The organism is Allosphingosinicella vermicomposti (assembly GCF_003012815.1).
Lineage (GTDB): Bacteria > Pseudomonadota > Alphaproteobacteria > Sphingomonadales > Sphingomonadaceae > Allosphingosinicella > Allosphingosinicella vermicomposti.
This window is the reverse complement of record NZ_PXYJ01000001.1, coordinates 108,146-131,324: the sequence shown is the minus strand read 5'-3', so window position 1 is coordinate 131,324 and position 23,179 is coordinate 108,146. Positions and strand designations below refer to the sequence as shown.

Annotated in this window: 24 protein-coding genes; 10 read left to right on the top strand and 14 right to left on the bottom strand. The window is 61.2% G+C overall.

Going from position 1 to position 23,179, the window contains the following annotated elements; translation table 11 throughout:
• Positions 1–6: 6 nt before the first annotated feature.
• Both C7I56_RS00635 and C7I56_RS00630 read right to left on the bottom strand, forming a co-directional pair.
• A complete protein-coding gene (locus tag C7I56_RS00635; RefSeq protein ID WP_158702936.1) occupies positions 7–915 on the bottom strand; it encodes a hypothetical protein in 909 nt (302 codons plus the stop codon).
• Positions 912–2,258: a glycosyltransferase family 2 protein gene (locus tag C7I56_RS00630; protein WP_106638634.1), complete on the bottom strand. Its 1,347-nt coding sequence runs from the start codon at positions 2,256–2,258 to the stop codon at positions 912–914. The genes C7I56_RS00635 and C7I56_RS00630 overlap by 4 nt, the downstream gene beginning before the upstream one ends.
• Before the next feature lie 282 nt (positions 2,259–2,540).
• Here C7I56_RS00630 and C7I56_RS00625 point away from each other — a divergent pair, with 282 nt between their 5' ends.
• Positions 2,541–3,857 (top strand): hypothetical protein, encoded by a 1,317-nt coding sequence (locus C7I56_RS00625; RefSeq protein WP_106638633.1) that lies wholly within the window; start codon positions 2,541–2,543, stop codon positions 3,855–3,857.
• A 55-nt stretch (positions 3,858–3,912) separates the two neighbouring features.
• Here C7I56_RS00625 and C7I56_RS00620 read toward each other — a convergent pair whose 3' ends face one another.
• Positions 3,913–4,371 carry a hypothetical protein gene (locus tag C7I56_RS00620; RefSeq protein ID WP_106638632.1) on the bottom strand — a complete coding sequence of 153 codons (459 nt, stop codon included), beginning with the start codon at positions 4,369–4,371 and terminating at the stop codon, positions 3,913–3,915.
• A 116-nt stretch (positions 4,372–4,487) separates the two neighbouring features.
• Between C7I56_RS00620 and C7I56_RS00615 the strand changes: the two genes are divergently transcribed.
• The gene (locus tag C7I56_RS00615) at positions 4,488–5,150 is read left to right on the top strand and encodes a hypothetical protein (RefSeq protein ID WP_106638631.1); all 663 of its coding nucleotides are present in this window, start codon (positions 4,488–4,490) and stop codon (positions 5,148–5,150) included.
• Positions 5,151–5,192: 42 nt separating this feature from the next.
• Here the strand turns inward: C7I56_RS00615 and C7I56_RS00610 are convergent, their stop codons facing one another.
• Both C7I56_RS00610 and C7I56_RS00605 read right to left on the bottom strand, forming a co-directional pair.
• Positions 5,193–5,552: a ribose-phosphate pyrophosphokinase gene (locus C7I56_RS00610; RefSeq protein WP_106638630.1), complete on the bottom strand. Its 360-nt coding sequence runs from the start codon at positions 5,550–5,552 to the stop codon at positions 5,193–5,195.
• 1 nt (position 5,553) lies between these two features.
• On the bottom strand, positions 5,554–6,039 hold the full coding sequence (locus C7I56_RS00605; protein ID WP_106638629.1) for a hypothetical protein: 486 nt from the start codon (positions 6,037–6,039) through the stop codon (positions 5,554–5,556).
• A 110-nt stretch (positions 6,040–6,149) separates the two neighbouring features.
• Here C7I56_RS00605 and rarD point away from each other — a divergent pair, with 110 nt between their 5' ends.
• Positions 6,150–7,055 (top strand): EamA family transporter RarD, encoded by a 906-nt coding sequence (gene rarD / locus C7I56_RS00600; RefSeq protein ID WP_106638628.1) that lies wholly within the window; start codon positions 6,150–6,152, stop codon positions 7,053–7,055.
• Positions 7,056–7,141: 86 nt separating this feature from the next.
• On the opposite strand, the gene C7I56_RS00595 is transcribed toward rarD, so the two are convergent.
• Together C7I56_RS00595 and C7I56_RS00590 are read right to left on the bottom strand one after the other, a co-directional pair.
• Positions 7,142–8,326, bottom strand: coding sequence for a BaiN/RdsA family NAD(P)/FAD-dependent oxidoreductase (locus tag C7I56_RS00595; RefSeq protein WP_106638627.1), 1,185 nt, complete (start codon positions 8,324–8,326; stop codon positions 7,142–7,144).
• Positions 8,327–8,455: 129 nt separating this feature from the next.
• Positions 8,456–9,070 carry a TetR/AcrR family transcriptional regulator gene (locus C7I56_RS00590; RefSeq protein WP_106638626.1) on the bottom strand — a complete coding sequence of 205 codons (615 nt, stop codon included), beginning with the start codon at positions 9,068–9,070 and terminating at the stop codon, positions 8,456–8,458.
• A 197-nt stretch (positions 9,071–9,267) separates the two neighbouring features.
• On the opposite strand from C7I56_RS00590, the gene C7I56_RS00585 reads away from it, so the two are divergent.
• The 4 genes from C7I56_RS00585 to C7I56_RS00570 all read left to right on the top strand — a co-directional run bounded on the left by C7I56_RS00585 (position 9,268) and on the right by C7I56_RS00570 (position 14,434).
• Entirely contained in the window at positions 9,268–10,536 is a 1,269-nt protein-coding gene (locus tag C7I56_RS00585; RefSeq protein ID WP_199792297.1) for a spinster family MFS transporter, read from the top strand.
• Positions 10,533–11,417 (top strand): alpha/beta fold hydrolase, encoded by an 885-nt coding sequence (locus C7I56_RS00580; protein WP_106638624.1) that lies wholly within the window; start codon positions 10,533–10,535, stop codon positions 11,415–11,417. Before C7I56_RS00585 ends, C7I56_RS00580 begins: the two co-directional genes overlap by 4 nt.
• Positions 11,418–11,497: 80 nt before the next feature.
• Positions 11,498–14,092, top strand: coding sequence for a GEVED domain-containing protein (locus C7I56_RS00575; protein WP_106638623.1), 2,595 nt, complete (start codon positions 11,498–11,500; stop codon positions 14,090–14,092).
• 78 nt (positions 14,093–14,170) lie between these two features.
• Complete coding sequence (locus C7I56_RS00570; protein WP_106638622.1) at positions 14,171–14,434, top strand: DksA/TraR family C4-type zinc finger protein; 264 nt, start codon at positions 14,171–14,173, stop codon at positions 14,432–14,434.
• A gap of 79 nt (positions 14,435–14,513) precedes the next feature.
• Here C7I56_RS00570 and C7I56_RS00565 read toward each other — a convergent pair whose 3' ends face one another.
• The gene (locus C7I56_RS00565; RefSeq protein WP_207789937.1) at positions 14,514–15,260 is read right to left on the bottom strand and encodes a hypothetical protein; all 747 of its coding nucleotides are present in this window, start codon (positions 15,258–15,260) and stop codon (positions 14,514–14,516) included.
• A gap of 299 nt (positions 15,261–15,559) precedes the next feature.
• Entirely contained in the window at positions 15,560–15,931 is a 372-nt protein-coding gene (locus C7I56_RS00560) for a cupin domain-containing protein (protein ID WP_199792296.1), read from the bottom strand.
• Between the two features lie 110 nt (positions 15,932–16,041).
• Here C7I56_RS00560 and C7I56_RS00555 point away from each other — a divergent pair, with 110 nt between their 5' ends.
• The 3 genes from C7I56_RS00555 to C7I56_RS00545 all read left to right on the top strand — a co-directional run bounded on the left by C7I56_RS00555 (position 16,042) and on the right by C7I56_RS00545 (position 17,925).
• A complete protein-coding gene (locus C7I56_RS00555; protein ID WP_158702934.1) occupies positions 16,042–16,518 on the top strand; it encodes a MarR family winged helix-turn-helix transcriptional regulator in 477 nt (158 codons plus the stop codon).
• Positions 16,519–16,997: 479 nt separating this feature from the next.
• Positions 16,998–17,525, top strand: a complete 528-nt coding sequence (locus C7I56_RS00550; RefSeq protein ID WP_106638619.1) for a Panacea domain-containing protein — start codon at positions 16,998–17,000, stop codon at positions 17,523–17,525.
• On the top strand, positions 17,500–17,925 hold the full coding sequence (locus C7I56_RS00545; RefSeq protein ID WP_106638618.1) for a hypothetical protein: 426 nt from the start codon (positions 17,500–17,502) through the stop codon (positions 17,923–17,925). The genes C7I56_RS00550 and C7I56_RS00545 overlap by 26 nt, the downstream gene beginning before the upstream one ends.
• A gap of 5 nt (positions 17,926–17,930) precedes the next feature.
• Here C7I56_RS00545 and C7I56_RS00540 read toward each other — a convergent pair whose 3' ends face one another.
• From C7I56_RS00540 to C7I56_RS00520, 5 genes are all read right to left on the bottom strand, one after another.
• Positions 17,931–18,968 (bottom strand): P63C domain-containing protein, encoded by a 1,038-nt coding sequence (locus C7I56_RS00540; RefSeq protein WP_106638617.1) that lies wholly within the window; start codon positions 18,966–18,968, stop codon positions 17,931–17,933.
• Positions 18,965–19,885 (bottom strand): IS1595 family transposase, encoded by a 921-nt coding sequence (locus C7I56_RS00535; RefSeq protein ID WP_199792295.1) that lies wholly within the window; start codon positions 19,883–19,885, stop codon positions 18,965–18,967. Before C7I56_RS00535 ends, C7I56_RS00540 begins: the two co-directional genes overlap by 4 nt.
• Before the next feature lie 59 nt (positions 19,886–19,944).
• Positions 19,945–20,688, bottom strand: a complete 744-nt coding sequence (locus tag C7I56_RS00530; RefSeq protein WP_158702933.1) for a hypothetical protein — start codon at positions 20,686–20,688, stop codon at positions 19,945–19,947.
• A 69-nt stretch (positions 20,689–20,757) separates the two neighbouring features.
• Positions 20,758–21,543 (bottom strand): class II aldolase/adducin family protein, encoded by a 786-nt coding sequence (locus C7I56_RS00525; protein WP_106639552.1) that lies wholly within the window; start codon positions 21,541–21,543, stop codon positions 20,758–20,760.
• A gap of 52 nt (positions 21,544–21,595) precedes the next feature.
• Positions 21,596–23,170 carry a GAF domain-containing sensor histidine kinase gene (locus C7I56_RS00520; protein WP_106638615.1) on the bottom strand — a complete coding sequence of 525 codons (1,575 nt, stop codon included), beginning with the start codon at positions 23,168–23,170 and terminating at the stop codon, positions 21,596–21,598.
• Positions 23,171–23,179 lie beyond the last annotated feature (9 nt).

Below are 23,179 nucleotides of genomic sequence, written 5' to 3'. Positions count from 1 at the left end.
CCGCTCTTAAAAGGCGCGGGTCAGCCCAAAAGTAGCCTGGACATATTCGTAGCCCAGCCCCGCTGCGGTTGGCGTTTCGCTGCAAAGGAAGGACGCCTTCACCGCCCAATTCTTTCCGACCGGGCTTATCGTCTCGATCCGCAGGTGGCTGGACCGCCGCCATCCGCTGTTGGAATCGCGCAGCACGCCAACGCCCGCTTCCGCCATATATCGCCAGCCCTGCGAAAAGCGCCGGATCTGCAGCACCGGCATCGCCTGCGCATACCAACGTGGCGAATAATAATCATATTCGCGCGGGTCGCTGTTGCGGAAATATCGCCCGCGCAGCTGCGCGCTCAGCCCAAGGTCGGGGTCGATCGTGTGAACATAATTGCCCCGTATATGGGTGCGGACATTGTCGCCGGTGAATTCCTGCACTCCGGCAAGGAGGTTGACCATATTTCGCCCGTCGACCGGCAGGTCGATGCTGGCTCCGGCGAAGGTGTAGTAAATGCCCTCGCGCAGCCCACGCGGCGTTTCCAAAATATCGCGCTCGATGAAATATTCCTGCCGGAAACGGCTTTCATTGTGGATGGCCGCCGATCCTAAAACCGTGTCGCCGTCCGTGCCAATGCTCGCATTCCATTTCCAGCGCTCGCCGTCCGCAGCCTGCAGGTAGACGCGCTCCCGGCCCTGCTGCCCCTGCCCGATGGGATTGAACAGCGCCTTTTCGATCCGGACACCCTGCCGCCGCTCCGGGCCATCGTGGAGCCAATCCAGGGTCAGGCTATAGCGGATCACCTCGGTATCGTCCGCATCGGCCGAATAGAAGATATCGGCCGTAGCCGCCTGGCGGGTACTCGCGGCGTCCTGAGCCAAAGCGGGCGAAGCCAAGCCTGAAGTCAAAGCGAACAGATGGATGGTAAAGGATTTCACTTCGTTCCCCATTTCTTGGTTCGGCCCATGATTTCAGAGGCATAGCCCCAGACGCAGACGGGCTGCATGACCAATGTGTAGACAAAGAGGTAGTAGAGCAGCCCGCCCATATGGTGGCGCATTTCGACCTTCTGGCGCCGCACCATCCTCTTCTGCTTGCGGTAGATGAGGATGTTCCACAGCCCCGCGAGCGGCAGCACCGCCAGCGTCATCGGCCCGGCGATCCAGAAGATGCCGAAGAAAGCCGCGATCAGGCCCGGGATGAACACGAAGGTGTAGATGAGGTCGAGCGGCAGGAAGAGCAGGTTCCACCAGATGAACAGCACCGCGAGGCGCGGCTGGAACAGCAGCCGCTCGTGGTGGTCGAGCGCCTCGATCAGCCCGCGCGACCACCGTTTCCGCTGCAGCGCGAATTGGCGGTAGGTGGTCGGCGCATTGGTGAAGACGATGGCATCCTCGGCATAGCCGACGCGATGGCCTTTCCTGAGCATCGCCCAGGTGAGCACGATGTCCTCGCCGACGCATTCGGGCCAGCCGCCGACCTCGATCAGCGCCTCGCGCCGGTAGATGGAAAAGGCGCCCTGCGCGACCAGCGTGCCGTGATACATGCTCTGCATCCGCTTCACGGCGGCGATGCCGTGAAAATAATCCCATTCCTGCGCGGCGACCATCAGGCTTTCATGCGCATTGCGGACCAGCACGGCGCCCGCCACCACTACGGTTTCCGGCGGGTCCGACAGCAATCGTTCGACGATATGGGTCAGCGCCCCGCCTTCCAGCCGGGAATCCCCGTCGATCGTGACGATCAGGTCGTGGCTCGCTTCGGCAAGTCCGCTGTTCAGCACCGCCGCCTTGCCCCGGTTCGCGGCATAATCGATGATCCGCACCACGCTATTGGCCGAAAAATCATGGGCCCGCGCCGCCGCCTCGGCCTCCGCAACGGTCCGGTCGGTCGATCCGTCGCTCAGCACGATCACCTCGATCGCGCCCGGATAATCTTCGCGGGCGATGCTCTTCAGCGTATCGGCGATCGCCGCTTCTTCCTGAAAGGCGGCGATCAGGATCGTAATGCCGGGATAACTTTCCTGCCGAACACGCGGCGGGCGGCGGTCGAGCAGCAATGTCGCCACCAGAAATGCATTCATGAAGCCCGGCACATAAGCAATGAAGGTAATCGCGACGAGCGCCGCCAAGGGATGAGTCAGCGCCCCCAGATCATCCTTCCACCGGGATGACACCCAGATGGAAAACATGGTCCAAAGGATCGCGACGCCAAGCGCGATCGAAAATTTGACGGCGACCGGAACGCGCAAACGCGCCCGCGCCGAAGCGGCCCCCTGCATAGAAGAAGGCGCTCGTTAACGAAGTGTGAGTTTGAATGAGTGATGGAGAGAAAGGGTTGAGGGTAAGCAAAGCAAATTAACCATATGTCCAAAATGGACCAAGCCCACTCCGGTTCCGTGATTGTTTGGGAAATGGCGGGGCATCCGTTATCGGAAAATAGGGCAGACAAGCGGCTAAGCTGTGAATAAGCGCTAACTTTCGTCGCATCGACAAAGGGTTTGGACGCACCCCGCTCCACCTCCAACCCTCGCGCTTTAGTAAAGGCGGACGAGGAGACCGTCATGCCCAAGCTTTACCGTGCAATCCCCGCCTGGCTCGTCGCATTGCCCTTACTCGCACCGACCTTCGCAGTGCCCGCCATGGCGGAATCCCTAAAGCCGGGGCAGACGCCTTTCTGCCCCCCGCCGCCGACGCAGCGGGTCGCCACTTTCACATTCAGCATTGATGTGACCGGCACGCATAAATCGGAAGCCAAGATGTACAGGGCGGACGTCCAGCGCTCGCGCACGCTGAAGGGCGTGGCACGCATGGTCTATAATGGCGAAAGCGACCATGATGATCTCGATGCAAACGCGACGGACTATGGCGAAATCACCCGCACGCCGGACATTCCCGACGGCTTCGAGCCGGGCGAAACGCCGATCGTCGACGGCAAGCGCAACCTTGGCAACAGCGCAGTCGGCGGGCTGGCGCAAAAGATGCAGACGCGCATCGCCGAATGCCAAAGAAAGGGCGGCCCCGATCTGATGCAGTGTCAGATGGAGGCTGTAAAGGCGATCGGCGCTGAGGCGGAGCGACAGTGCGATCCCGACGATCCCGAGTCGGAGGACAATCCAATGTGCGCCGCCATATTCGGCGGCGACGACGGGCAGGTTGCGGAACTGCCGACGCGGCCGGGACAGTGCATCCCCGGGAAGAAGGGCGTCGAGAGCGGCCCCTTCGAAAACTGGATTTCCACCGATTGCAGGATCGATGCCACCATCGACGATCGCGGCACGGTCGCCCTTGATGACGGCGATCCTTATAACGGAGTGAGGCTGGAGAGTTCATCCTATAGCGAGAAGGGATCCGAGCGCCGCAACGCCTGCCAGGTGCTCGTGTCGGTCGGCAAGATGACCAATAAAGCCAGCATATCCATTGACTGGGGTGGCGGCACGGTCGCGACGACGGAAAGCTTCGGTGGCGATTCAGGCAAAGCTCTCATTGTCTCGTCCGACCATTCGGTCTCGCGGAGAATTACCGCTGACGGTAACGTGATCGATGGCCATGATGTAACGCGCGACGCCATTGTGGCGCCTCAAAATAGCGGGGAGGGCCAAAATTCCTCGGTTCAAACGAAGAATGGTACATCCCGCCGCGCAACCCACAATCCAATGGATTGGTCGACAATGACGCCCAATTGGAAAAAACTGTTCGTAGGCACGCCGATGGGCTCACGCAGCAATTTTCAGGGCTCGTGGACGACCAGTCGTGACAATCCTCCGGGTGCGGCAAAAGGATATTGGTATGGTCAAAAAGGCAGTAACACCAAGACTGATAGCAAAACCGTAATCAGCTGGCATTTCGACGCTGACCCCAAGCCTCACGTCATCAAATAGGCGCTGTAAAGTCGGCTGGCTTGCGCCACACTATCGGCGATCGTTCCGTTTTGGCCTAAAGCCGTTCGGGTCGATCGCCACCCTGCGTCCCAACCGGCTTGCGCCAGGCCGCGCTTGATTGGCGCCAACCCGCGCCAGGCGCGCGGAACGGCGACGCGGCACGGCTCGTTTCAATCGTCCAACATAGGAGGATGATGTGGAAGGCCAGAACCAGAACAACCCGCAAAACCAGAATGACCGGTCCCAGCAGCAGCAGGACCAGGGCGGCAACCGTCAGGATCAACAGCAGAACCAAAGCCAGCAGAGCCAAGACCAGAGCCGTCAGGATCAGACGGGTCAGGAGAGCCCGCAGGATCTCGGCTCCGAAAGCCAGCAGGGCGGCAGCATCGGACAAAGCGACCGCAACCAGCAGCGTCAGGATGACCAAGACTACAATGCCGGCGAAGGTGACGTGCAGTTCGAAAGCGACGGCAATGCCGAGTTCGAGAGCGACCGTTAAGCCTTTCTCGATCATCGAAAATACGGGGCGGTCTTGTCAAAGAGGCCGCCCTTTTTCGTTGCGCGATTTCGGAACTGTTTTCCGGGCTGCTCGTCTGTTACGGTTGAAGAACGGATAAGCTGGAGACGGCAATGGCACAATCGACTGCACCCAAGAATGCCGGTACGAATTCGGACGACGGCGCCAAATCGGCGGCCGCGAAGGAAAAATTGCGCAAGGCGGGTCAGAAGGCCGCCGAACTGTCCAAGGATCCGGTTGCACGCGGCGTGATGGCTGCGGGCCTGGTGACGGCAGCGGCGGCGCTTTCGACGAACAAGAAGGTTCGCGACACCGCGAAAAAGGCGGGCAAGGATGCGGCGGAAACCGCTGAAGATGCCTTCGATCAAGCCACCCGGATCGGCGCAGCCGTGATCAGCGCGGCGGCCGATGCGGTTCGCAAATTGCTCGGCGGCGGATCGAAAAATGGGGGCACAACCAGCACGCAATCGGACAGTGGCGAAACCGGCCGCGCTTCGGCGCCCGCGAAACCGGCGGCGCCGCGCAAGTCTGCTCCAACCCGCAAACCAGCGGCAAGCAAGGCGGCGGCCCCGCGCAAGGCAACGACGGCAAAGTCAGCCGCGCCCAAGGCGACGACCGCAAGGGCCAGCACGGCAAAATCGGGAAATCCCGGCACCGCCGCAAAGCCGGCCGCCACGCGCGCGGCTTCGGCCAAGACCGCATCTGCAAAAACCGCCAAGCCGAAGAGCACCGGCACGCGCGGCCGCAAGCCCGCCGCGCCGCGCACCAAGGCCTGATCGCTACAATAAGGCTCTCCTTCTTTTAAAGGAGGAGAGCCATTATCGCGTTCGCCAAAATTCGAACGCCTCCTTCTGCACGGTCGCAATGAAGCGCCGGGCCTCCGGTCCTTCCCATAGCCCGTCATAACCCCGCTCGCGGCGCGGCGTTCCGGCTACCCACCAGCCTTGCCCCGGAAGCCCGTCCGACTGGCGGACGACAAGCACCCCAAGTTCCGGCTCGCCGCGCGCCTCCGCATCCTCATCCACCGTGCCGAGCACGGCGCAAAGCTGCCGCATCTTGGGCCGTGAAAAGGCATAGCCCAGATGCGCCAGGAGCTCCGAATAAGTGATGGTCGCGCCCGCCCGCGCAGCGGCGATAAGGTGCGCGCGCACCTCCTGCCAGTCGGCGAGCGCGTTCACCTCATTGTCCGCGGTCGCGGAACCTCAGCGTCCCGGTCGTGCCGCCGTCCTCGCCCGGCTTCAGGATCAGGTTGAACGGTTCGCCCGTGTCGTCGACCACGCTCATCGAATGGACGCCGTTGGTGATGTTGATCCCGGTCACCTTGAAATTGCCCGAACGGCGCGGATCGCCATACCATTTGGCGACCGTATCGATATCGTCCTTCGCCGCAAAACCGATGTTGAAACGCGGCGTGCCCGTGGCTTGGTCGCGGCTCATCGTCAGGCCCGTCGCCTTCGCGCCCGGATAAAGCGCTTCGGAATCGGTCGTGATCTCCACCTTGTGCGTTTCATTGCCCGGCAGGTCGGCGGCAAGATCGAAGCCCGGCGCGGACACCGAAACGGTGCCGTTGCCAAGCTCGACGGCGGCGTTGACATCGTCTTCGCCCGCGCTGCAGCCGCTCACGGCCAATGCCGCAATCGCGGCCGAAATCGTCACAAAACGCATAATCTTTTCCCTTCCCCACAGGATCAATCCCGCCGTTTAGCCCAGGCCGATGCCCGCGCCAATCGGCAAGGCCAGTTGCGAAACGCAACCGCCTTGTCTAGTGCCGCGCCATGACCGACACCGCCTCTCAGCCAAGCCATCGCTCCGGTATCTGGCTGGGCATCGCGGCCTACAGCATCTGGGGCTTTCTTCCCGCTTATTTCAAGCTGCTCGCTCATGTCGATCCGGTGGAGCTCGTCGCCCACCGCATCCTCTGGTCGCTGCTGTTCCTTGCCGTTCTACTTACGGTCTGGCGGCGGTGGAAAACGCTCGCCGCTGCGCTTCGCACACCCAGGGTCGTTGCCATTCTAGCCGCAACCGCGGCGCTCATCGCGATCAACTGGGTCGTCTACATCTGGGCGGTCCTGAACGGGCATGTGCTCGAAGGCAGCCTTGGCTATTATCTCAACCCGCTCGTCAATATCCTGCTCGGCGTCGCGATCCTGAAAGAAAAGCTCACCCGCCCACAGATCGCGGCGGTGGCGCTGGCCGGGATCGGCGTCGCGATCCTCGCGGCGGGAGCGGGCGAGGGGTTGTGGATCAGCCTAACCCTTGCCTTCACCTTCGCGACCTACGGCCTGCTGCGCAAAATCGCTCCGGTCGAGGCGGTGGAAGGCCTTTCGATCGAAACCCTGATCCTCACCCCGCTCGCTTTCTTCTGGGTGATGACGCTCCACGCGCAGGGAGCGAGCGGCCTCGATATGGGCAGCGGCACCACCATCCTCCTCATCGTGTCGGGCGCGGTGACGGCGGTGCCGCTGCTCCTCTTCACCGCGGCGGCCAAGCGCCTGCCTTATTCGACGCTCGGCTTCCTCCAATATATCGCGCCCTCGCTGCAATTCCTGCTGGCGGTGCTGGCCTTTGGCGAGCGGCTGACGACGTCGCACATCGTCTGTTTCGGGCTCATCTGGACCGCGCTCGCAATCTTCGCGGCGGACGGCGTACGAATGAGCCGGGTTCGAGTGCGGGCGACTTAAGCGACATTGTGCTCCGGCGAAGGCCAGAGCCCAGTTCTTCCGTCAGCGCCTCTGGGCTCCGGCCTTCGCCGGAGCACCTGAGCCCCTTACAAGGCCTGCGCCGCCGCCCAGCCGCTCGCCCACGCCCATTGGAAATTATAGCCGCCAAGCCAGCCGGTCACGTCCACCGCCTCGCCGATCGCATAGAAGCCGGGCACCTTGCGCGCTTCCATCGTCTGCGATGAAAGCCCGTCCGTCGCGATGCCGCCCACCGTTACTTCCGCCTTGGCATAGCCTTCGGTGCCGTTGGGCATGAACGGCCAGCCCGCAAGCCTCTGCCCCGCTTCGGCGAGCTTGCGGTCGGGAAGATTGGCCAACTCCCCTGACAAAGCGATGCGCTCCGCCAATGTCTCGGCCAACCGATCCGGAAGCGCCGCCGACAGGGCAGAACGCAGGGTCGCACGCGGCTTTTCCTTCTTGAAAGCCAGCAGCCAGTCCGCCGCCCGGTCCGGCAGAAAATCGATCGCGATCGGCTCGCCGTGCCGCCAATAAGATGAGATTTGCAGGATGGCCGGCCCCGACAGCCCCTTGTGCGTGAACAGCGCCGCCTCCCGAAACGCCGCTTTCCCCGCACGGGCGACGACGTCGGTCGCGACGCCGGACAGGGTGCGGAACAGCACTTCATCGCCGCCAAGCGTCAGGGGCACCAAAGCAGGGCGCGGCTCCACCACCTTCAGCCCGAAACGCCGCGCAAGATCATAGGCAAAGCCCGTCGCGCCAAGCTTGGGAATGGACGGCCCGCCGGTCGCGACCACCAGGGCAGGCGCCTCGGCCGTACGTCCGTCCACCTCGACCCGATAATGCCCGTCGGCATGATCGACCGCGCCGATCGGCGCGCCGAAGGCAAAGGCGACGTTCCCCTTCGCACATTCGTCCATCAGCATCGCGACGATCTGCCGCGCCGAACCGTCACAGAACAGCTGGCCCAACGTCTTTTCATGCCAGGCAATGCCATGAGCATCGACCAGCGCGATGAAGTCGTCCGGGCGATAGCGGCCAAGCGCGGACTTCATGAAATGCGGATTGGCGGACAGATAGCGATCGGGCCCGGCATGGACATTGGTAAAATTGCACCGTCCGCCGCCCGAAATCAGGATCTTCTTGCCCGGCTCCGGCGCGTGATCGACAACCAGCACCCTTCTGCCGCGCTGCCCCGCCGTCGCGGCGCACATCAGCCCCGCGCCTCCGGCACCCAGGATGATCGCATCGAATTTTTGGACAGGCCCACTCATGTGGATGCCTTAGGGTCCGTTGGCATTTCCGGAAAGTGCCGCGTTGGGGCCCGCGAAAAGGAGCTCGCCCGTTTCGCCATCCGGCGACCGCCGACTACCGTCACGAATGAAACCCGGAAATATCGGCGATCACGACCGCCTCTCGAGCCCTTCGAAGATCAGATTGACGGTCGCGTCGGCGACCTCCGCCGGAGTGAGATCGTCGCTCCACAGGCCATAACGCATGCCCATGAATACGCTGATCCCGATCAGCGCCCAGGCCCGTGCTTCTTGGTTTCCGCCCCGGATCTCGCCGCGTTCCGCCGCAGCCGAAAGGTTGCGGCTATAGCCATCGGCAAAGCTTCGATAATGGTCGCGATAGGCATCCTGCGCGACGAACTGCGCTTCTTCGATGATCCGGTACAGCTCGGGATGCTCACGGGTGAATGCGATAAAGGCCTCCAACCCCTTGCGCTCCGCATCGCGGCGGCTGGTCGCGCCATGCACGGCTTCGGCAACATGCTGGCGCGTTCTGCGGCTCATGTCGCGGACAAGAGCGCGGAACACCTCCTCCTTGCTTTCGAAATAAGTGTAGAAGGTGCCAAGGGCGACGCCCGCACGGCCGGTAATGCCGTTGATCGCCGCTTGATAATAGCCCTTCTCGCCAAATTCCTGCGCCGCGGCTTCGAGCAGGCGGCGAAGCGTCTTGCGCCCTCGCTCCGTTCGCGGCGTCCGGTCGCTACCAGGGGTCAGCACCTCACTCATCTATTTGATCTCCCGACCCCCTCCAACAATGCGCGGATCATTCGGGCGATGCAACTGCCCGCATAGGTTGAGCCGGCAGAAGCAATCCAGCAGGACCGGGCCAAGCCGCAAAATGGATTGCTTCGTCGCCGCACTCCTCGCAAGGACGTCTCATTCGGGGTGATCGAATTCTAAAAGGAATTGATATGGAGGGGAGCATGGAACGGGCAACCAACGGTAACAGGGTGCTCGCCATCCTGCTCCTCGCCTACATCTTCAACTTCGTCGATCGGCAGATCCTCTCGATCCTGCAAATCCCGATCAAGGCGGAACTCGGGCTTTCCGACGCGCAGATCGGCCTGATGGGCGGCCTTGCCTTCGCGCTTCTTTATTCCGGCCTTGGCGTGCCCATCGCGTGGCTCGCCGACCGCAAGGACCGGGCAAGGATCATCGCGGTCAGCCTTGGCGTGTGGAGCGCCTTCACCGCGCTTTGCGGCGTCGCGCAGAATTTCTGGCAGCTCTTCCTTACCCGCATGGGCGTCGGCGTCGGCGAAGCGGGCGGCGTTGCGCCAGCCTATGCGCTCATTTCCGATTATTTCCCGCCCGAACGGCGTGCTCGCGCGCTCGCTATCTTTTCGCTCGGCATTCCGATCGGTTCCGCGCTCGGCGTCTTCTTCGGCGGCTGGCTCGCGAGCAGTATCAACTGGCGCTACGCCTTCATGATCGTCGGCCTCGCGGGGCTCCTTATCGTCCCCCTCGTCCTGTTAGGCATCAAGGATCCGGGCCGTGGCCGATACGACCGCGCACCGGATACCGCCGACGTCAAGGCGCCATCTTTCGCGGAGGTCGCCCGCACCGTCGCAGCCAAACCCAGTTTTTGGCTGCTCTCCTTCGGCGCCGCCTCCGGATCGATCCTGGGCTACGGTCTCGCCTTCTGGCTTCCGCCGCTTCTCACCCGCAGCTTCGGCTTGGCGCTGGTCGATATCTCCTGGTATTATGGCTCCATCGCATTGGTCGGCGGCGTGATCGGCGTGTGGCTCGGCGGCTGGTTCGGCGACAAGCTCGGCCGCATCCGCCCTTCGGGATATCCGCTCATCCCGGCCATTTGCTTCCTGCTCGCGGCGCCCGCTTATGCGGCTGGCATCTTCGCCTCGTCGCTCACCATTGCCTGGATCATGTTCACTATCGCAGCAGCCCTGGGTCTCGCCTGGCTCGGCCCGGTGGTCGCCGCTGTCCAGCATATCGTCCCGCCCAGCATGCGCGCCACCTCATCGGCCGCCTTCCTCTTCATCAACAATCTGCTCGGCATCGGCTTCGGTATCTATTTCTTGGGGCTGATGTCGGACATGATGACGGCGACTTATGGCGATGCGGCGCTTCAATATTCGATGTTCTACGGCCTTGGTTTCTACCTCCTAAGCGCCGCCCTCTACGGCCTTGCCGCCCTGCGCATCGGCCGCGACTGGTATCGGGGAGAAATGGCATGAAGACAACAAAGATTGCGATGGCGGCAGGCGCCGTCCTCACCGCCTTGGGCACAGCGCCGGCGGCGGGCGCGGCGGATTTCGCTTCCGACCGCATCACCGTCACCGCCAGTGGTGAGGGCCCGGACGTGGTCCTGATCCCAGGCCTCACCTCCTCGCCCGAAATTTGGGCTGACACCGCCGCCGCAATTCCGGGCTACCGCTATCATTTCGTCCAGCTGAGCGGCTTTGCGGGCGCGCCGCCCACTGGCAATGCGAACGGTCAGGTGGTCTCCGCCTCGGCCGCCGAAATCGCGCGCTACATCAAGGAGCGGGGGCTAAAGCATCCCGCCGTCATCGGCCATTCGATGGGCGGCACGCTCGGCATGATGGTCGCCGCCCGCAATCCAGACCTCGTCGATCGTCTGATGGTCGTCGACATGGTGCCGTTCGCCGGCATCTTCTTCGGTCCGCCCGGCACCACGGCGGACAGCGTAAGGGCAACCGCCGACATGGTGAAAACCAATCTCCTGACCCAAAGCGACGATGCCCACGTCAAGAGTATCGAGGCGAATATCGCCACCATGGTGACCGATCCGGCGAAGCGCGCCGCGCCCGTTCGCCACGGCGTTACCAGCGATCGCGACGTCAGCGCCCGCGCGATGCACGAACTCATCACCACCGATCTGCGCGGGGAACTTGGCCAATATAAGGGCAAGCTCACCGTCCTTTACGTGAAGCAGCCGACCGTGCCGATCACCGCCGGGCAATTCGACGCCGTCTATAAGCTAAGCTATGCCGCCGCGCCGCAAGCCGCATTGAAGCGCATCGACGACAGCCTCCACTTCATCATGTTCGACCAGCCGGAACGGTTCAGGGACGAAGTCCGCGCCTTCCTCAACTGACCCGTTCCACCCCGGCACAATCTGTCGCGCCGGCGCAATTGCGGTTGAAATCCTTAACCTTTCCGGGGCAAAGGGCGCGTGTGTCGAACGTTCGCATCGATGCGCCCGACTCCCCACGGTCTGCGGCGGCGGCATTGAGGCTGCTGTTGGTGTGCCTGGCCCTGTTCCTTGGGGCCGTGGCTGCGCCCGATGCCGCATGGGCGAATTGCACCGGCAATTTCACCTATACCTATAATGGCTCGGGCAGCAGCAGCTACAATCTGGGCAATGGCCAGTCGCTTCGCATCCAGAGCGGCACGTTTAGCGGCAATATCGACAGCCTCGCTTCGACCGCGAAGATCTGCATCGATAGCGGCGCGACGTTCAGCCCGAACAACCTCAACAACATTGCGGGGCAGATGATCAATTACGGTACGATCGTCTTTCCAAACGTCAATTTCGGCAACGGCTTCTCGCTCGACAATTTCTGGAAGGTGACCTTTTCCTCCAGCGCCAATTTCAACGGCGCGGGCACCTTCCGCAATCGCGCCAATGCCGATCTCATCTTCCGCCAGACCGTGCAGTTCGGCAACGGATCGACCTTTTTGAACGACGGTCGGGTTGTCGCGGACGGCAATTTCAACCTTCAGAACAACACCGTCTTCACTAACAATTTCGAAGTGCTGGTGCGCGACACGTTCAACCCGGATGGCGTGGTCAACAATTACGGGCGCGTCCACGCCGAACGCTTCATCAACATCAACGCCAGCTCCACCGCGACCAACCACTGCTCTTGGATCGCCGATGAAGGCTTCAACAACAATTCGCCGCGCACGGTGACGTTGGGCCTCATCTTCATCAATTGGCGGGGTTCGGGCAACGGCAACAATTTTCAGAATAACGCCCAGTTCAAGGTCGGCCCCAATTCGATCACTTATGGCTGGAGCTTCATGAACAATAGCGCAATTACCAACGTGGACGGCACCGGCGGCGGCCGCTTCATGTTCAAAAATCCCGGCGTTCCTCCGGTTCAGCATACCAGGAACCAGGGTACGTTCGCGGGCACCAGTGCCGGCAACCCAATCATCTTTTACGACGACACACGCTCAAGCGCGGCCATCTTCGACAGCGGCAATACGCCCACCAACACGATCCGTCAGGTGATGGCTGCCCCGCCGATCGATCTCGCCTCCCCCACCTGCTCGCCCGCCATCCGTCAGGTGATGACCGATCCCGATCCGCCCGCCCACACTTATGATTATTCGGACGCGCCCGCTTCCTACGGCGCACCGGTACACAGGATCGTCGCGGGCCTTCATCTCGGCGCCCGCGCGCCCGATTGGGACGGTGGCCCCTTCGCCACGCCCAATGCCGATGGCGACGATCTATCGGGCAATGACGATGAAGACGGCGTCACCATGCCCACTCTTCAAAAAGGCGTGCAGACCGCGCTCGACGTCCGCGTCACTGGCGCCGGGCGGCTGCAGGCCTGGATCGATTATAACGGCAGCGGCACGTTCGACACCGCCGAAAAGATCGCGAGCAACCTGCAGGACACGGCAAGCGGCAACGGGAATGTCGCGGGTGACGGCATCATCCGCATCGTCTTCACCCCGCCCACGAACGCCACCTCGAACCAGACCTATCTGCGCCTGCGCTGGTCGAGCGCGAGCAATCTCAACGCCACCGCCGCCGCCAATGATGGCGAGGTGGAAGATTATGCCTTCACCTTCGGCCTTGCCCCGCCACCGACCCAGACGCCCGGCTCCGGCACGACGCCCAGCACTTGCCCGGCGGAAGGGAACGAGCTTCTTGTCCAGCCCGGCAATGCCGTCGCGCAGACGTCGACGGGTATACCTAACGCCGCGCAGGCGATCGGCGCCGTTTCGCCAAACGGCGCTTATGCCTCGACCGCCAATGCGGCGACCGTGGGCGCTGGCGGCGTCCTCACCCTCGATCTCACCGGCGCCGCCAACCAGGCCGTGGCGGCGGGCGGCGACATCACCCTGTCCATCGCCCGCGACGATGCTTCGGCCCGCATCCGCGTTCAGGTCTCGCCCAACGGCACCAGCTGGACGACGATCGGCACTTATGGCGCGGGCGGAACGCTCGGCAACGATTTCAGCAACGGTGTCCTTCGCCACGTCATGTTCGAAGCGCCCGCCGCAGGCACGCGCTACATCCGCATCTGGAATGAGGCAGGCACCTTCTTCGTCGACGGCGCCGCCTTTGCCGATATCTGCGCGCCCGCCGGGACGCCCGCCACGCTCACCGTCGTCAAAAGCTCCGAACCCTATATCGCCGATGCCTTCCTCACCCCCGGCGCGGACGTGAGCTACGCGATCCGCGTCACGAACAGCGGCGACGGTGCGGTCGACACTGGCGGCATCCTGCTCGTCGATACCCTTCCCGCCACGCTCACCTTCCACAATGGCGCTTATGCCGGGCCGGGCGGCAGTTCGCCTTACCCCTTCCTTTTCACGCAGAGCGGCGCGGCCCTCAATTTCAACCACGCCACCGACATCGCTTATTCCAATGCCGCGGCGCCGCCTGCCGCCTTCGCGCAATGCACCTATCAGCCCGCAGCGGGCTATGACGCCGCCGTCCGCCACATCTGCATCCGCCCCACCGGCGCGATGGCAGGCGGTGAAAGCGGCACCAGCTTCACCGTCCGCTTCCGCGCACGGCTGAACTAGTCCAGCGCCTTTACCCGGACGGAACCGGCCCTTCCGCTCGCCGGTTGAAGCAATAACGCTATCTCGGGAGCAGATGTCATGGCCGGCGGATGGACGCGCGACGGCGCGGTGCAGGATCAGATCGACGACACCGTCCTCGACGCCGTCAACGGCGCCCGCGCCCGCTTGCCCTCGGGCGAAAGCTCGACCCATTGCGAAGATTGCGGCGAAGACATTCCCGAACCCCGCCGCCGCGCCCTCCCCGGCACCCGAACCTGCGTCCCGTGCCAATCCGAACGCGACGCCCGTCGGGTCATGACGGGCATCAACCGCCGGGGGAGCAAGGACAGTCAGCTGCGCTGATGCTTGCTCCTCCACCTTGCACATTCCCGGCATTGGATCGGCGCACCGGCGTCCGGCCGCGACGGCCTGGACTGAACATCTAGCGGGCCAGCCACGTCTCCCAATCGTGTAGAAGCTCGGACTCCGAAATTTCAAGTTTGGCCAAAATGTCGTCATTGCTCGTTAGCGGAAGCAGGGACTTCAGTGTGTCGCGGCCATATTTGTTCTCAATGAACTGTACCATCGAACCCGCAAATCCGTATTTGTGCTTCCCGCTCCACATCGTCGCTAATGATTTGGGAGCTTGTCCCCCCGCCGCCGCCTCTCGTGCTTGAAACAAACGTTCCTTTGTAAGCTGACCGCTTACGACAACGGCAAGCCCTTCGATGAACCACGCCGCGTCGTCCATTCCGGTAAAATCCCGCGTCACATTGTTCTGGCCGTGGAATACGTGCGTAAGTTCATGCCTCAGGATCGCCCGCGCCTCCTCGACATCCCCGGCACGATGATCGCACGCATCGGTGGCCCAAGCGCTTGGCAGCAACATCACCAGCCGATCCGCTACACCGGTCGCGACCATCCAGCATTGCGTAGGCGCAAGGCCCCATGCGGCGGGTATCGCCGCATCAAACTCGGATCGGCTATTGGCAAGAGTCGCCTGGAACGGTTGATCAAATTCACCGCCAAAATATTTGCCAACCTGCCTTGTAGCAGTTTTCATCTCAGCCTGAGCATCGAAACCGGTCTCGCCATTCCCCCGCACCTGATGTTGAAGGGATGGCCTTTGTCCGTGAACTTGGCATCCAGCGACAGCGACAAAGCCGCATATTATTCCCAACACCTTCACTAGGCCTAGATACTTCATGACTCCCCCGCTGCATAGTATTAATACAGCAAGTCACTTACGACAGACTAGGATACTCGACAAGGGCAGCGATCTCGCCCCAATTGTAATGGGTGCCACGACCCGCCAAAACTTTTGAGCCTCGCTTCAGCTCTATTCAGGGGAGATGAATGAAGTGCGGCGAGAAGGCCGCCCATGGGTGATGGCCAGACACCCCACTGGTGATTGAAAGCATGGGTTCGCCGATCGAAGGACAATCGATCGGCTCGTCGAACCCGGACTGGTTCTTCATCATCCGATCGTCATTTCGCCCACGGCGGAATGAATCGCGCATCGGCGGTGACGGCCTCGGCACCGACCGGCAGGATGACGACGGCATGGAATGCCGCCTCGTGCGGGTTGGAAAGCGCAAAGCTTGCCATTGCCGGGACGATCAATGCGTCGCCGGCTTTCACATCGAAGCGGTGGCCGTCGATGCTGGCGACTGCCGCCCCCTGCGTCGCGATGAACACTTCCTCTCGCGTCACCGAATGGGGGGCGCCCTCGACACCCGGATCGATTTCCACGCGCCAGACCGAATTCTCCGTCGATCCGCGAGATGGCGCCGCCAGCCCGTAAAATTTGATGCCCGGCAGTTCGAACAGGACGGCGTCTTCCGCTTTGATCACAGGCACGATTGGCTTCTCCAACAATTCGGGAAAGCGGCACAAAATCGGCAATGTGGGTTGCCAGCCGCCAGCGTGTACAATAATAGTCAGGCATCCTGACGGTCAAGGGGCACATTTTGGCAGATTTCAGTATCGCCGATATGCAGGCATTGCGCGTCACCGGTCTGGGGCGCCTGCTGATGAACGCGTCCCGGCGTTATAATGATCGCGCCATAGAGATGCTGAGGTCGGCGGGTCATGCGCGCCTCAGCGCGGCCCATGCCATGATCCTGCCGCACATCGATGTGGAAGGCACGCGGCTCACCGACATTGCATCCCGGGCCGGTGTTACGAAGCAGAGCGCATCGGAAATGGTGCAGGATCTGGAACGGATCGGCTATGTCCGCCGCGAACGCGACGCCCTCGACAAGCGCGCCGTCAAAGTGACCTTCAGCGCGCTCGGCCATCAATTCCTGAAGGACGCTTATGCCGTCCATCTTCAGCTGGAGCGCGAACTCTCGGTCTTGCTACTGAGCGAAGCGGACATGTTCAAAAACAATCTTCGCCGCTGGGCCCAACATGCTGATGGATTCGCTGTAGGTCCGGATGCGTAAGCGCACATTTCGTCGAATTGCCAACCTGTCTCACGACCAATTGGCCAGACTCGAAGTGCTGAGCTCTCGCCTCCCCGCGGTTTTGCGTTTGACCGAGATAAGCCAACACCGGAAACACTCGCCAAGTAATCGCGCGCGCCTCGCTAGCGAAAGTGGACGTAAAAATGTAAAATCAGCTCAAGGTTACCGCAACGCGGATTGCGCTACAAACTAGGTGGCATCATTATGGAAAGGAGCCATAGCCATTCGATGCTTTGCTCTTTCCCTGGGTTCAATCTAGCCAGCGGATCACCAGCCCGGAAAGCTTCTGGTGTCATCTCGTAACAAAATCTGGTCATGCGTTTCTTCTTGAACGTGTCCCGATATTCGACTGCCCCAAAGGCATAGAGGCTGGCGCTGCCCTTGGGTCCTATATACGAATGTGACCCGGCTGGACGCGGGGGGTCGGATTCCCTATATGTTCGTGATGGAGGCCAGTCATGCATCGCGCAGTTGCCATAGCGAATGAGTTTTTGAAGCGAGCCGGATCTGGCGGGCTAACCCAGATGCAGCTTCAGAAGCTTGTTTATTTTGCCCACGGGTGGGCCTTGGCATTGCGTGATGCGCCGCTCGTCGCCGAGGATGTGGAGGCGTGGAACTATGGCCCGGTTTATCGCGACCTTTATGACCATACCAAGTACTTTGGGAAGGACCCCATCGAGCGGCTGATTACGCCTGATGATGATGAGGCAGCGCGGTTTTTTAGTAGATCGAAGGACCCTAAAGCGCCCTATGAAGCCGAGTTGACGGACTACGAGCGACAGCTGATCGATGCGGTTTGGATGAGATACGGCAAGCTTAGTGGGGCCAGACTTTCAGCTCTAACGCATCAGCGTAACACGCCGTGGTTTGACACATTCAAGTCTGGCCGTAGCGAGGCAATTGATAACGAGCGGATCAAGCAACACTATACCGAATTGGCCGCTAAAGCCCGAGTTCGTCTTGCCGACGCCGCCAGCGCAGCCTGATACGTCGATCATTGCCGGGGCTCCAATCGAGCCCGGTGATCTGGTTGGCGCTCAAGCGCCGGATGAGCAGATTTATCAGAACATAATAGGCGACCTAGCCCTAAAGCTGGAAGAGCTTACTGCCGAAAATGATAAACTTAAGGGTCAGCGCTCTGTCGAAACTGCGAGGGCGGACTTGTTAGCGCCATTTTCCAACAAGGTCTTCTGGTTCGTCGCGGGATACTGCGTGGTGGTGGCCCTAATACTCGCTTTGTGCGGGTGGAAATCCCACACGCGCTTTGAACTCTCTGACACAATCCTCGGCATCATCGCTGGGAGCACCGCTATCTCTGTAATTGGGCTCATTGGGGCGGTGGTGACGGGATTATTCGGACTTCCTGCGGGCGGAGCAAGGAAGTAACTGGATCAGTCGTTGAGTAGATCCAACTGATCCCCCTTCTGCGGGAAGCGCTTCTGGAACAGCTTCTTGAACTGGTTGATGGTGTCCGACACCGCCATAAGCGTTTGAACCTCCTGAACCTGCCGCTTTAACTTCTCGATGCCGTAGCCGTGCGTAAGATGCTGGTGGAAGCGCGCCTTGCGAGTGCCCCGCTTGTCAATCTTGGGATTGATGCGGTCCAGCTCTTCCAGCACCGCGCCGTTTTCCAGCGGTTGATAGACGTAATTGCGGGTGAACATGGCGAAGTGCTGAGGCCGGTTTTGAATGACGGTGCCTGCTGAGGTTTGGGTGAGTCGCTTGCTCCCGTAGATCCGGTTTAGTTCGTCATAATAGGAGTCCGGAAACTGCTTCATCCACTCCTGCTTCTCGGCCTCAATGTATTGCTGGACGAGGATCCGGAGCGCTTTGGGGTCACGGACCTGTTGGAAACCTGTAGCCTCATCGATGAGGGCGGTGACACCCACTTTGGCGAAGGCGTTGAGTAGGATCCGCGCCTGAACGGCTAGGTTTTCTTGGGTTTTAGAGAGCTTGCCCGCCTCCTTCGCCTTGATGATCGCCTTGCAGACATCGACCAGAACATCGGCCTCATAGCCGTGCGCCAGATCCTGTGTCAGAGGTTTGAAATTGACCGGATTTGCGATCCTTTCGATCAGCGTATCGCCTAGTTCGGATCCGATGCCTTTCCGCGTCATGGAGCGCATGAAGGCGTTCCCGCCTTCGGACTTAAGACCAAGGGCGCGGGCCATACCGCGCTTGTGGAAGACGCGGCGGCCATCTTCCAGGACGTAGCAATCGAGGTTCAGATCCCCGACTGTCATCTGCCCTTGGTGGCTTGCCTTCGGCAGTTCGATTTCACCCCCCGTAGGAGTGTCATCGTCCATATTGATCTCCTTCGGATCCGTGCCGATGAAGCGTTCCATCGCCTCATCAAAAGGTATGTCGAGGGACAGCGGGCGGTCCTTCTTCTCTGCGGGCTTCTTGCGGGGTGCTTTCTTGGCGGTCATGCGATGAGATCCTGGTAGGTGAGGCGTCCGGTGGTCTGAGCGAGGAGTGCGTTGACCCTGCTACCTTCGCCCATTTCGCGAAGGTTGAAGCGCCACGTCATTTCGCCAAGGTAGCGGCTGAGGTGCTTGGGGGAGAGGAAGTGGTGAGTGCCGACGATCTGGCGCTTGAACAGTGCCCAGACGCTCTCAATGCCGTTCGTGTGGAGGCAGAAGTGGCGAACGTACTCACCGGCTGAGTGATTGACGCGGTGGTGGTTGTAGTCGCCTTGCAGGCCAAGGAACGCGCCATGCTCGTCCGTCATGATCGCGGATCCGGGCTCAACGTTGTCGCGGATACGGTCTTGTACGGTGGCGGCGCGAAGATTCGGGGTGATCTCTGTGCGGAGTTCGCCGCCACGCTCTAGCATACCAAGGACGGCAACCTTACCGGATCCGCCCTGCTTGCCGCCCGTGCGCTGCCAAGCGTGCTTGTTCTTCTCTTTGCCGCCGATGAAGGTTTCGTCGCTCTCAATTTCGCCTGACAGGGGGCGGTTGAACGACTTAGTGGCGATCGCATGACGAAGGCGGTGGGTCATGAACCACGCCGTCTTCTGAGTGACGCCGATATCCTTGGCGAGCTGAGTGGAGGCGATGCCCTTCTTGTGTGAAGTGATAAGCCAAATGGCGAGAAGCCACTTGCGAAGCTCGATTTTGCTGTCCTCGAATATCGTGCCGACTTTGATGGAGAAGCGCTTGCGGCAGTCGCCGCACTTGTGGGTGCGCTTGTCGGAGAAGTGATAAACTTTCGTGGATCCGCACTGCGGACAGAAGGGGCCGTTCTTCCAGCGAATGGCGGTGAAATGGTCAATCGCGGACTGCTCGTCCGGGAAAGCCTGCATCATCTGAAAGAGAGTATCGAACTGCTGGATCACCGCCACGACTCCACCGTTTGTGAAATCGTTTTAGGTGTTATCGTGACCCACGTCAATGGGTCATATTAGTATATAGGACCCCTGCCCTTTGCGATCTGATCGAACATGGTCTTTGGGATTGGATCGTAGCTACGCACACAGCCAGGCTGTTCTTGGCCGTTGTGGATCACGGCCGAATGAGGCTCGCCGACGCGAATGCGCGATTCAGCCGGTTTGTTGAAGTATTCTCTGGCCGCTTCAGGGGTAAAAATATAGACATTTCCCATGTGAATAGCTTTGTACGCCGGAGTAGTTCCTGCGTTCTTCATGGTAAAATTGAACTCTACTATCCTAGAGCCGTCTTCCTGCGACCACTGCTCAAGTTTCCCTGCCTGAATAGAAACGTAGGCCCGTAGCTGAGCTCTGGATACTTGGCGCTGATCCCAGAAGGTGAGGGCGACGAACACCGTTCCGAGAAAGCTGAGGCCGACAGCTAACCAAGTATAATTAGCTGCGTCATGGGCCGCATCGGCCGCCTTCCACTGGGCACAAAGATCGCTGCTTCGCTTATCCTCACGATCCTCGCAGCCCTTATCATCCTCAGGGACTATGTTATTAATGGCATCGACAATCCGCGTCGTGCTCGTATTAAGTGCAGCAGCGGATTGGTCTTGCTGACTTTGAGCAGCTGACTTTGGCTGTTGAGCGGACAGGGTTAGCCATCCGACAGCCGCAAAGATGATGCGCCAACAGCCTTTAGGCATTTCTGCACAAACAAGGCTTAAATTTGCCCGGCGCAAGCTTATTGCGGCTGTTAGGCTCTGCTTCATACATGCCGATAGTTGACAGCTTTACGATCTGTTGGAAATAGTCCGCCTTCTACCTTAGCGACACCCCTTTTACGTCGCAAAGCCCGGATCCAGCCGGTACGCCTTCCTGAGTAAGGCGGGCCAGGCAAGCAGGCCTGCCGCCACCTTCAATCCCATCATACCTTGCTGCGCCGTCACTTCGGGCGATCCTTGCGGGGGATTGTTGATATTCTCGCCCGCCGACAGCGCCATGATTTGCGCTTCGCAGGCGCGTTCCAGGAAATAGAGTTTGAGGAAACATTCGCCCACCGTCTCGCCGACCGCGAGGGTGCCGTGGTTGCGCAGCAGCATCGCGCCCTTGGGCCCGAGGTCCGCGACCAGCCGCTCGCGCTCGTCGAGGTCAACCGCGACGCCTTCATATTCGTGAAAGGCAACGTCCTCGCGGATCAGCATCGCGGTTTGGGTCAAGGGCAGCAGCCCTTCCGCATGGGCGGACACGGCTTGGCCTTGCGGCGTGTGGAGATGCATGACGGCCTTGGCATCCTCGCGCGCCATATGGATCGCGCTGTGGATGGTGAAGCCCGCCGGATTGGTGATGAAGGGGGATGGCTCCACGGACAGCCCGTTCATGTCGACCTTGACGAGCGACGACGCCGTCACCTCTTCGAACATCAGATTATAGGGATTGAGCAGGAAATGATGCTCGGGCCCCGGTACGCGGGCGGACAAATGCGTGAAGATCAAATCGTCCCAGCCATAATAAGCCACCAGACGGTAAGCGGCGGCAAGGTCGACGCGGACCTTCCATTCCTCTTCGCTCACCTTGCCTTCGAGCGAGGGGATTTCCACCGACGATAGGGCATGCGCATCCGCCATGCCCCGGTTGATCGCATCCACGCGTCCCATATCGCCTCTCCTTTTGCCGTTCTTATATCAAAGGCAGGTCAACGTGAAAGGTGGCCCCGCGCGTCGGGCCGGTGTCGAGGTGGACCGTGCCGCCCTGCTGCTCGATCAGATTCTTGGTGATGGCAAGGCCAAGGCCGGTGCCGGGCTGACCCCGCTGGGAAGAACTGTCGGCTTGCGCGAAACGCTTGAAGAGCCGCGGGCGGAAGCTGTCCGGAACACCCGGCCCCTGGTCCGCCACGCTGATCCGCGCCTGATCGTCCTTCCGCTCAAGGCAGATCCGCACCTCGCCCCCGGCTGGCGAAAATTTGACCGCATTGGATATGAGGTTGGTCATCGCCTGGGTCAGCCGCCCCGGGTCCGCCTGCACGCAAAGACCGTCCTCGGCATCCAGTGTCAGCGTCACATGAAAATGATCGGCATAAGGCGTATTCTGCTCGCACACCGCGCGCAGCAGCGCGTGGAGTTCCACCGTCTCAAACTGGAACTCCGCGCGCCCGGATTCCAATTTCTCGATATCGAGCAGGTCGTTCACCAAAGTCACCAGCCGCTCGCTATTCTTCTTGGCAAGATCGGCGAGGTGCTTGGCCTTGGGCGGCAATTCGCCCCCCGCGCCCCCCGCAAGCAGCCCGATCGAGCCGCCGATCGCGGTCAGCGGTGTGCGCAACTCGTGGCTCACCGTCGCGACGAAATCGTCCTTCATCTGCGCCAGCTGTCGCTCTTCGGTCACGTCCGACACAGTCATGATGAAGCGCCCGCCCCGGATCGTGTTGCGGCAGATGTCGAGATGGCGCCCGTTCACCCGCACGATCTCCAGCTTGCGGCTATCGGTCGACAGGATCGATTGGACGAAGCCCTGCACGATCGCATCCGGATCGCCATCGCCAAGATCGCCGCGTTCGGCGACATATTTCATCAGTTCAAAGGCATAATCCCCCGGCTTCACGAAACCCGGGGGATAATCGAACAATTCGACAAAGGCGTCGTTGCAAAGGTTCAGCCGCAGGTCGGAATCGAACAAGGCCACGCCCTGCCGCACATTCTCTACCGTGAGGTTCAAAAGCTCCGTCTTCTCCTCCAGCGCCGCCTGCCGCTCCGCCGCCACAAAGCTCGCCACGCGCAGCTCGATAATGTCCGAAACCGTGCGCGCCAGATCCGCCAGCCGCCGCCTCTCTTCCTGCGAAAAGCTGCGCGCCTTGTTGTCGATCAGGCACAAGGTTCCCACCGCATGCCCACCCTTCACGATGAGCGGCGCGCCCGCATAAAAGCGCACATGCGGCGCGCCGGTCACCAGCGGATTGCCGCAAAAGCGCGGATCGGCCTCCGCATCTTCCACCACGAACACGTCGTCCCGGGTGATCGCATAGGCGCAAAAGGCCACTTCGCGCGGCGTCCCCGCAATGTCGAGCCCGCAGCCGCCGCGAAAGCTCTGCCGGTCGGCCGTCACGATCGACACCAGCCCGATCGGCACGCCGAACAAATGGGCGGCAAGCTGCGTCAGATGATCGAAGGGCGGCTCCCGCCCGTCGGTGGCGAGGCCGTAGCGCTCCACCGCCTCCAGCCGCTCAGCCTCATGCTCGGGAATTGGGGGCGAAATCATCGCGCCCAG